At 34.4% G+C, this 9088-nt stretch carries 9 protein-coding genes and 1 pseudogene; 1 reads left to right on the top strand and 9 read right to left on the bottom strand.

All coding sequences use genetic code 11. The features are described from left to right. The 3 genes and pseudogenes from ACKOWY_RS06260 to recR all read right to left on the bottom strand — a co-directional run. Positions 1-318 (bottom strand): annotated as a pseudogene (locus tag ACKOWY_RS06260) (sugar transporter); the annotation flags it as partial. Between the two features lie 10 nt (positions 319-328). Then, positions 329-1111: a polysaccharide biosynthesis/export family protein gene (locus tag ACKOWY_RS06255; protein WP_408940583.1), complete on the bottom strand. Its 783-nt coding sequence runs from the start codon at positions 1109-1111 to the stop codon at positions 329-331. Between the two features lie 72 nt (positions 1112-1183). After that, positions 1184-1804 (bottom strand): recombination mediator RecR, encoded by a 621-nt coding sequence (recR, locus tag ACKOWY_RS06250; RefSeq protein WP_408940582.1) that lies wholly within the window; start codon positions 1802-1804, stop codon positions 1184-1186. Positions 1805-1927: 123 nt separating this feature from the next. Between recR and ACKOWY_RS06245 the strand changes: the two genes are divergently transcribed. Next, positions 1928-3424 (top strand): sodium:solute symporter, encoded by a 1497-nt coding sequence (locus ACKOWY_RS06245; RefSeq protein WP_408940581.1) that lies wholly within the window; start codon positions 1928-1930, stop codon positions 3422-3424. Here ACKOWY_RS06245 and ACKOWY_RS06240 read toward each other — a convergent pair. The 6 genes from ACKOWY_RS06240 to eno form a co-directional block, all read right to left on the bottom strand. After that, positions 3421-3786, bottom strand: a complete 366-nt coding sequence (locus ACKOWY_RS06240; RefSeq protein ID WP_408940580.1) for a CoA-binding protein — start codon at positions 3784-3786, stop codon at positions 3421-3423. The genes ACKOWY_RS06245 and ACKOWY_RS06240 overlap by 4 nt on opposite strands. Before the next feature lie 14 nt (positions 3787-3800). Then, positions 3801-4739 carry a citrulline utilization hydrolase CtlX gene (ctlX, locus tag ACKOWY_RS06235; protein ID WP_408940579.1) on the bottom strand — a complete coding sequence of 313 codons (939 nt, stop codon included), beginning with the start codon at positions 4737-4739 and terminating at the stop codon, positions 3801-3803. A gap of 62 nt (positions 4740-4801) precedes the next feature. Further along, complete coding sequence (locus ACKOWY_RS06230; RefSeq protein ID WP_408940578.1) at positions 4802-5170, bottom strand: four helix bundle protein; 369 nt, start codon at positions 5168-5170, stop codon at positions 4802-4804. Between the two features lie 55 nt (positions 5171-5225). Next, positions 5226-6140 carry a dimethylarginine dimethylaminohydrolase family protein gene (locus ACKOWY_RS06225; protein ID WP_408940577.1) on the bottom strand — a complete coding sequence of 305 codons (915 nt, stop codon included), beginning with the start codon at positions 6138-6140 and terminating at the stop codon, positions 5226-5228. Positions 6141-6220: 80 nt separating this feature from the next. Next, positions 6221-7504 (bottom strand): citrate synthase, encoded by a 1284-nt coding sequence (locus tag ACKOWY_RS06220; RefSeq protein WP_408940576.1) that lies wholly within the window; start codon positions 7502-7504, stop codon positions 6221-6223. 198 nt (positions 7505-7702) lie between these two features. Further along, on the bottom strand, positions 7703-8995 hold the full coding sequence (eno, locus tag ACKOWY_RS06215; RefSeq protein WP_408940575.1) for a phosphopyruvate hydratase: 1293 nt from the start codon (positions 8993-8995) through the stop codon (positions 7703-7705). Positions 8996-9088: the final 93 nt, after the last annotated feature.

Below are 9088 nucleotides of genomic sequence, written 5' to 3'. Positions count from 1 at the left end.
TTTATCTACAACTATTTCATTATGCGATCTAGATTTAATTGTGGTAGCAATATTTTGCACTTGATCAGAGCTGCCTACCCAATTAAAAACCAAACTAGTATTTGAAGTAAACAAAGGATTGTCTTGTTCTTTGATAGCTATTGTGGTATCTAAAGAATATATTTTTTGCTTGCGGACATTCACCTGATGCGCAATTATCAAGCATATTGTCAACCCCAACAAAAACCATTTCCAATAGCTTCCTGTTTTTATTAAAAAACCTTTGAAATCGAAACTATTTTGGTTTTCAAAAAAAGAAAAATCTTTAATGTCTAACATTAATATAGGTTTATTTTAATAATAAAAATGTAGTGGTTGCCAATGACAAAATGGTAATAATAGTCCCTAACGACTCTATACCTGTTTTACCCGTTCCCCATGATTTTTGTTTCAAAGGTTTCACGTAAATATAGTCGTTGGGTTGTAAATAATAACAAGGGGATTGCATTGCTTTAGAATCAGTTAAGTCAATACTGAATGTCTCTGCCCCTTGTGGAAATTGACGAATTACCTTAACATCTTTTCGATCACCAATGATGGTAATGTCTCCCGAATTGGCAATAGCCTCTAGAATCGTTACTTTATCTTGGTACAATATTTTGCTTCCGGTTACAGCTACTTCCCCATTTACAGTATATCTAAAACCGGCTAATTTCACACTTACATAAATTCCGGCTTCTTTCTTAAAATGGTCTCTAAGTAACAATGTTTCTATTCTTTCTCGAGCTTCATCTAAAGTATAACCCAAAACATTCACTTCTCCTAATACCGGCAAACGCACATTTCCATGGTCGTCTACAGAATATCCTTTTAGATATAATAATTGCTCTGAAGGGGTAATTTGTGCCGTTGGATCACTATTGAAAATTTCAACGATTTTGGGATCAATTGCTTTAATAGTAATACTTAATATATCATTCGTTTGTAATCGATATGGCTTTAAAGCAACAGGGTTAACGCTACTTTCGGTAGAAGTACCTTTTTTTTGCAGATAAATTAAATCTTGTGTAGGCACACAAGAGGTAATCATAAGACCTACAAAAAACAATAAAAATATGGTTTTACTATTCATACTTCCCTCTAATTTAGCTAACAAAGATAGTTTTTCAAATTTAAATACAAAAAAGTTGACCGAGTTTCTTACCTAAATATTTTTCAGGGAATTTTCAAAAGGAACCCTTTGTAATATACTTCTACCAAGAGTAACCTCATCTGCATATTCTAATTCGTCGCCAACGGCAATACCACGAGCTATAGTGGAGGTTTTAATTGAAAAATCTTTCAGTTGTTTATATAGATAAAAATTGGTTGTATCCCCCTCCATTGTTGAGCTTAAAGCAAATATAATTTCTTCTACAGCACCCGATTTCACTTTATCTATTAAGGTGGCAATATTCAACTGACTCGGACCAACACCATCAATAGGGGAAATTTTACCCCCCAATACATGATAAATCCCTTTAAACTGATTGGTGTTTTCAATAGCCATTACATCACGAATATCTTCCACAATGCAAATAATAGCATGATTTCGAGAAGAATTGGAGCAAATTTCACACACTTCGATATCAGAAATATTATGGCAATTTTTACAAAATTTTACCTCCTCGCGCATGGTTGTAAGTGACTGAGACAAATACTGTGTTTGTTCTAAAGGTTGTTTTAATAAATGTAAAACCAATCGAAGGGCGGTTCGCTTACCTATTCCGGGCAACTGCGCCATTTCGTTGACTGCTTTTTCTAATAATTTTGACGAAAACTCCATTTAGCAAAAGTAAAAAATAAAGTTGGAAGTTAGATGAAATTCTGATCGTCGAACTTTCTTATTACCCCCAACTTTGCACTTCCATCTTTTTTACTATTTTAGCACAACTAAAAAACCAAAACTATGTCTCCAATTGCTATTTTAATTTTAATTGTAATTTATTTTAGTGTCCTGATATTAATTTCATCCTTGGTAAGTAAAAAAAGTTCTGATAATGATACTTTTTTCAAAGCCAACAAAAATTCAAAATGGTATTTGGTGGCATTCGGAATGATTGGTACAGCCATATCTGGAATTACTTTTATTTCGGTTCCTGGTGAAGTAGGTAACCCCGATTTACAATTTAAATATTTTCAGTTTGTATTGGGATGCGCCCTAGGTTTTATCATTGTAGCCAAAGTGTTGCTACCATTGTATTACCGAATGAATCTGACCTCAATTTATGGCTATATTGAGCAACGACTGGGCGTGGTAAGTTATAAAACCGCGGCAAGTATTTTCTTGATTGGAAGAACCATTGGCTCTGCTTTTAGATTGTATTTGGTTGTTTTTGTGTTACAAAAATATGTTTTTGACGAACTTCATGTTCCCTTTGCTGTAACCGTTTTAATATCTTTAGGATTGATCTTTGCATACACCTACAGAGGCGGACTAAAAACCATAATCATCACCGATACACTGCAAACATTTTTCTTGATTTCTTCGGTGTTTTTGACCATTTATTTCATTTGCCAAAGCTTAAATTTCAATATGATTGAAGCGTTTGAACAGGTAAAAAACAGCAACTATTCTAAGGTGTTTTTCTACGAAGATTATTTAGCCGGCACCTATTATTGGAAGCAAATTTTAGGTGGGATTTTTGTTACTATCGCAACTGTGGGATTGGATCAAGATTTGATGCAAAAAAATTTAAGCTGCAAAAATATCGGCGAAGCACAAAAAAACATGTTCACCTTTACCGGAATTTTCCTTGTAATTAACATTTTCTTTTTAAGTGTTGGCGCCCTACTTTATTTGTATGCAGAAAAAAATGGAATTGCAGTTCCACAAGTAAACGGAGTAGCCAGAACCGATTTACTTTTCCCTGAAATTGCCATCCATCATTTAAGTATTGTTCCAACTATTGTATTTTTATTGGGATTATCAGCAGCTACTTTTGCAACTACAGATAGTGCTTTAACGGCATTAACAACTTCGTTTTGCGTTGATTTTTTAGGTATGGATAAAACCGAAAATCAAAACAAACCCAACATTGTAAGAACCCGCCATTTAGTGCATGTAGGATTTTCGATCTTGATGTTTATGGTAATTATTTTATTTAACGCCATCAACGATGATTCCGTGGTGAAAATGGTATTTAAGATTGCTACCTATACCTACGGCCCTTTACTGGGATTATTTGCTTTTGGATTGTTTATGAAATCGAAAGCGGTGCACGATAAATTGGTGCCTTATATTTGCTTAATTTCTCCTGCCATTTGCTTTTTGATTACTCAAAATTCAGAAAAGCTTCTTGGCAAATATGTAATTGACAATGAACTGATTATTGTAAACGGATTGATCACTTACATTGGTTTACTACTTATAAGCAAACCCGCTACGAGTCAGACGAGATTTTAATATTGATTGGTAGCCAATAACACCAAGGTACACGCTTCTTCGACTTTAATGTTATTCGATTTTAACAACTGATAAAACTCCGGGTTTTCTGTACCTGGGTTAAATAGCACACGTTTTGGTTTGGCTTCCAAAATGTAATTATAGTAATCGCGTTGGCGCATTGGATTAAGATACAAACTTACCGTATCTATATTTTTTAGTGGAATATTTTTGGTGCGAATAGAAATTCCGGCAACTTCTCCTTGATTTTGGCCTATAGCAATAACGGAATGTCCGTGTGCTACCAAACTAGTAATAGCTTTAAAGGCATATCTTTCTGGCTTTGTTGAAGCGCCTAGAATTAGTGTTTTTTTATTTTTCATTTTTTCTGAATAAACTATGCTTTTGGAAGGAAAATTTCGGCCATCATACAACGTGCACTTCCACCACCACATGCTTCAATGGTGTCCAAACTAGAGTGAATAATGGTGATGTGTTCTTCTAGTTGGGCAATTTGTTTTTTGGTTAATGCGTGGTATGCCGAAGAACTCATAACCAAATATCTTCTGTCGTCTGCACCCAACACTTCAAGCATATTCCCAGCAAAATTATTCATCTGATCTTCTGTTATCAAAATGATTTCTTTCTCATCGGAACGCAAGCTGTCTAAAACCATTTTGCGTTCTTTTTTATCATCAATACAATCAGCACAAATTACTGCAAAAGTATCGCCAATGCACATCATTACATTGGTGTGATAAATTAATTTTCGTTTTCCATCCACTGTTTGAAAAGCTTCAAAAATAATCGGACTCAAATCAAAATCTTCGCAAAATTCAATAAATAGTTCTTCATCGGCACGCGGCGAAAGAGCACAATAGGCTTTACCATTTTCGCGATCTAAAACAATACTACCTGTACCTTCTAAATAATAACCATCTTCTTCTGCAGAAGAATAATCCATGATTTCTTCATTTATTTGAAAACCGGCATCTTCCAATAAATCCAATACATCTTCTCTACGCTCAGCTCTTCTATTTTCAGCAAACATTGGATACAAAACCACATCTCCATTTTCATGAAATGAAATCCAATTGTTAGGAAAAATACTGTCTGGTGTATCTGGATCTAAAGTATCATCAACCACGGTCACATCCACACCTACCATTCGAAGTTTATTTACAAATGTGTCAAATTCTTCTTGTGCCTTTACATTCACATTTTGCGGAGTCAATCCGTCTAGAACCTTTTGATAATAGTTGTTTACGGCCGTTTGCTCATTCATTCGAAAAGCCACAGGACGAATCATTAAAATAGAATTGGTAGTTTGGTTCATGGTTTATTTGTTGTTTTTGTTGTCAGTTATCGGTTATCGGTTAATTGGACTGTAATTTGTTTTTAAGTTTTCCAGTTACTTTCAACATATTTTATAAAATTAAATATTTTTGCACCTAAATTATCATAGTCTGAAATATACTTTTCTATATTTGGAATTAATCCTTCATATAGGTGGTTTATTTTTATTAAATGTCCTTTTGTCTCCAAACAACTTGAGTGCGAAAAAACTAAAAATCTGATAAACTCGGCTTTATAACGATTTCTTCCATAACCTTCAACTATATTTGAATTTACCGAGTCGGACGAACGCCTTATCTGACTTCCTAATTCATATAACTCATATTTAGGCAAAAGCAATGATGCTGCATGAACTTCATAAAATAAATCTAAGCTATTTTTATAAATATCTAAATCCTGATAACTGCTCATATTTTAACCTATTTATAAATTAATTAACTGAAAACCGAGAACAGAGAACTCTTTGCTAATCTCTAAGTAACGGTAAAGTTGAGCAGCGCAATAGTCCTTCTTGCTTCGCTATTTCTGCATAAGGAATTTCTTCAACGGTAAATCCTTTTTCTCGCAGCCATGCATTCAATCGGGTGAAGTTTTTTTCAGAAACTACAACATTAGGAGCAATAGAAAATACATTGGAATTCATGTGATACATTTCTTCTCGGGTGATATGAAATAGGTTTTCTTTTCCAAATAGTTTTAGCAAATACCTGTAATCAGATTCCTCTCTAAAACCACTTTTATAAATAATCCCCATATTATCTCCAATTGGCTGAAAGCAACAATCTAGATGCAAGGCATTGTCACGCGCTTCCATTTTGGATTTTACCAAATCAAATTCTTTTACAATTTTATGCGGAAATAACTCTTTAATGTAATTTACCCCAGCCATATTGGTTCGAGCAGTAATATATTCTTTGTAATCAGATCCTTTGTAGGTTCCGATAAAAATGTAATCATTCCAAAGCATAACATCTCCACCTTCAATATGTACGTCATCTGGAGGGCGAACCACTTTAGTTGGATCCATTTGATCAATTACATATTGAATGGCATCTAATTCTCGTTCTCTATCCGGAAGGATATTGGCTTTAATAAAAATATCATCTATTACGAATCCGATATCTCTAGTAAAAATTTGATTGTAATTTTCTATTCGCTCAGGGCGGAATACTTTAACATCATATTTTTTAAAAACTTCATTAAATGCTTCCATTTCATGAACCATGTCTTCTTCTGTTGGATACGTTCCAGCAAGAATGTGCTCTAATGATTTGGGATCATAAGCTTCTTCGGCAGTAGGCGTTGGACCATTATCAACAGCAGAACCAAGCACAACAGCTCTCAGTCTTGAAGTTTCATTTTTTACATTTAATTGCAGCATAAATTTTGCTTTTGGCTTAAGCAAATATAAAAAAGCTCCGCCGAATAGCGAAGCTTTTGTTTATAAGTATTGATAGATTTTTATCTTTTATCCATCGGAACAAAGTCTCTTAACGGATGTCCAACATACACTTGTCTTGGTCTTCCGATTGGTTCTTTGTTCACACGCATTTCTTTCCATTGTGCAATCCAACCTGGTAAACGACCAATAGCGAACATTACGGTAAACATTTCAGTTGGAATTCCTAATGCACGGTAAATAATACCTGAATAGAAATCTACGTTTGGATATAATTTTCTAGACACAAAGTACTCATCTACAAGAGCAGCTTCTTCTAACTCTTTTGCAATTTGAAGAATAGGATCATTAACCCCTAATGAAGCCAATACCTCATCGGCTGCTTTTTTGATGATTTTTGCTCTTGGATCGAAGTTTTTATAAACTCTATGTCCGAATCCCATTAAACGGAATGGATCGTCTTTATCTTTAGCTTTTGCCATGTATTTATTAGCATCACCACCGTCTTTTTGAATCGCCTCAAGCATTTCAAGAACCGCTTGATTTGCTCCACCGTGAAGAGGTCCCCATAATGCAGAAACTCCTGCAGAAATGGAAGCAAACAATCCAGCGTGAGAAGAACCAACAATTCTTACTGTTGAAGTAGAACAGTTTTGCTCGTGATCGGCATGTAAAATAAATAACTTGTCTAAAGCATCAATTACCACTTGATTATTTGCATAAGGACCTGTTGGCAATTCAAACATTAAACGCATGAAATTTTCAACATATCCTTTTGTATTATCATAGTAATTCAATGGATACCCCATCATTTTTCTATATGTCCAGGTTGCAATTACAAGGAATTTACCCATTGTTTTACAAACTGCTTCATACATTTCTTTTTCATTTTCAACATTAACTACTTTTGGGTTAAAGGCAGTTAACGCAGAAGTCAATGAAGATAAAACACCCATTGGATGCGCCGTTTTAGGGAATCCATCGATGATGTTTTTCATTTCCTCATTTACTAAAGTGTATTTGCGGATGTCGGTTTCAAATTGTTCTAATTGTTGTTTTGTAGGAAGCTCTCCAAAAATGATTAAGTAAGATACTTCAAGGAAATTAGCTTTAGCGGCTAAATCTTCAATAGCGTATCCTCTGTAACGAAGAATTCCTTCTTCTCCATCTAGGAAAGTAATTTCACTTTGACAAGAACCCGAGTTTTTATACCCTGGGTCTAGAGTGATAGCACCTGTTAAATCGCGTAGTTTGTTGATATCGATAGCAGGTTCGTTTTCGGATCCAACAATTACTGGAAACTCAAATTTTTTACCATCGTACTCTAATATTGCTGTTTTTGACATGATATAATTGGAAATTAAGTCTGAATATTTTTAATTTAACAAATTTATGGAATTATAAACGAATTATAAAATTATATTTCTAACGTTTTCGTTAATTTTTAATTAAATTTTGCAAGTTTAATATATACACCTAAAAAGTGAGTCAAAAAAAATGCCCTTTAGAAAACTAAAGGGCATTTACAATATATAATTTCTAAATTATTTTTGTTTGAAAGCGTTCACTCCAGGGAAATAAGCTGTATCTGCTAATTCTTCTTCAATACGCAACAATTGATTGTATTTTGCCATACGATCTGAACGAGAAGCCGATCCTGTTTTAATTTGACCACAGTTTAATGCAACAGCCAAATCAGCAATAGTATTATCTTCTGTTTCTCCCGAACGGTGCGACATAACCGAAGTATATCCTGCATTTTTAGCCATATTAACCGCAGCAATTGTTTCGGTTAACGTACCTATTTGATTCACTTTAACAAGAATGGAGTTTGCAATTCCTTTTTCAATTCCGGTTGATAAACGCTCCACATTAGTTACAAACAAGTCATCTCCTACTAATTGCACTTTATCTCCAATTAATTCGGTTAAATACTTCCAACCATCCCAGTCGTTTTCTTGCATTCCGTCTTCAATTGAAATAATAGGATATTTGGCAGCCAATTCAGCCATGTATTCTGCTTGTTCTTTTGAAGTTCTCACTTTTCCGTTTGGTCCTTCAAATTTAGTGTAGTCGTATTTTCCATCTACATAAAATTCTGAAGCAGCACAATCTAAAGCAATCATTACTTCATCTCCAAATTTATAACCTGCATTTTCAACTGCTTTTTTAATGGTTTCTAAAGCATCTTCAGTTCCACCAGCTAAGTTTGGCGCAAAACCTCCTTCATCACCTACAGCAGTTGAAAGATTTCTATCGTGTAATACTTTTTTCAAATTGTGGAAAATTTCAGTTCCCATTTGCATAGCATGAGTAAATGAAGTTGCTTTAACCGGCATCACCATAAATTCTTGAAAAGCAATAGGCGCATCAGAATGCGATCCTCCGTTGATGATGTTCATCATTGGAACAGGCAATGTATTTGCGGAAACGCCACCCACATATCTGTATAAAGGCAATCCCAACTCATTAGCAGCCGCTTTGGCAGCAGCCAAAGAAACACCAAGAATTGCATTAGCACCTAGGTTTCCTTTATTTGCAGTTCCGTCTAAATCAATCATAATTTGATCGATTAAGTTTTGTTCAAAAACAGAAACTCCTAATAATTCGGGAGCAATTTTAGTATTAACATTTTCAACCGCTTTAAGAACTCCTTTTCCCATGTAGGCTTTTCCGCCATCACGTAATTCAACCGCTTCGTGTTCACCTGTCGATGCTCCACTCGGAACTGCTGCTCTTCCTAAAACACCATTTTCGGTTACTACATCTACTTCTATTGTTGGATTTCCTCTTGAGTCAAGGATTTGTCTTGCGTGTACTTTAATAATTATACTCATTTTATTTTTGATATTAAATATTATATTTTAAATAGAAACACAAATATATCTCATCCATTTTTATTAGATAAACTAAAGCCTTGAATGTTATTA

Origin of the sequence: Flavobacterium sp., from assembly GCF_046073885.1 — a bacterium.
In the GTDB taxonomy this organism is placed as follows: Bacteria; Bacteroidota; Bacteroidia; order Flavobacteriales; family Flavobacteriaceae; genus Flavobacterium.
Note: the sequence above shows the minus strand (reverse complement) of the source record. Positions and strands in the feature narration are given on the sequence as shown.

Coding starts and splice junctions, on each gene's coding strand:
- ACKOWY_RS06255 (WP_408940583.1), bottom strand. CDS start 1,111: ATGAATAGTAAAACCATATTTTTATTGTTTTTTGTAGGTCTTATGATT.
- ACKOWY_RS06230 (WP_408940578.1), bottom strand. CDS start 5,170: ATGAGCAGTTATCAGGATTTAGATATTTATAAAAATAGCTTAGATTTA.
- ctlX (WP_408940579.1), bottom strand. CDS start 4,739: ATGAACCAAACTACCAATTCTATTTTAATGATTCGTCCTGTGGCTTTT.
- ACKOWY_RS06225 (WP_408940577.1), bottom strand. CDS start 6,140: ATGCTGCAATTAAATGTAAAAAATGAAACTTCAAGACTGAGAGCTGTT.
- ACKOWY_RS06245 (WP_408940581.1), top strand. CDS start 1,928: ATGTCTCCAATTGCTATTTTAATTTTAATTGTAATTTATTTTAGTGTC.
- ACKOWY_RS06220 (WP_408940576.1), bottom strand. CDS start 7,504: ATGTCAAAAACAGCAATATTAGAGTACGATGGTAAAAAATTTGAGTTT.
- eno (WP_408940575.1), bottom strand. CDS start 8,995: ATGAGTATAATTATTAAAGTACACGCAAGACAAATCCTTGACTCAAGA.
- ACKOWY_RS06240 (WP_408940580.1), bottom strand. CDS start 3,786: ATGAAAAATAAAAAAACACTAATTCTAGGCGCTTCAACAAAGCCAGAA.
- recR (WP_408940582.1), bottom strand. CDS start 1,804: ATGGAGTTTTCGTCAAAATTATTAGAAAAAGCAGTCAACGAAATGGCG.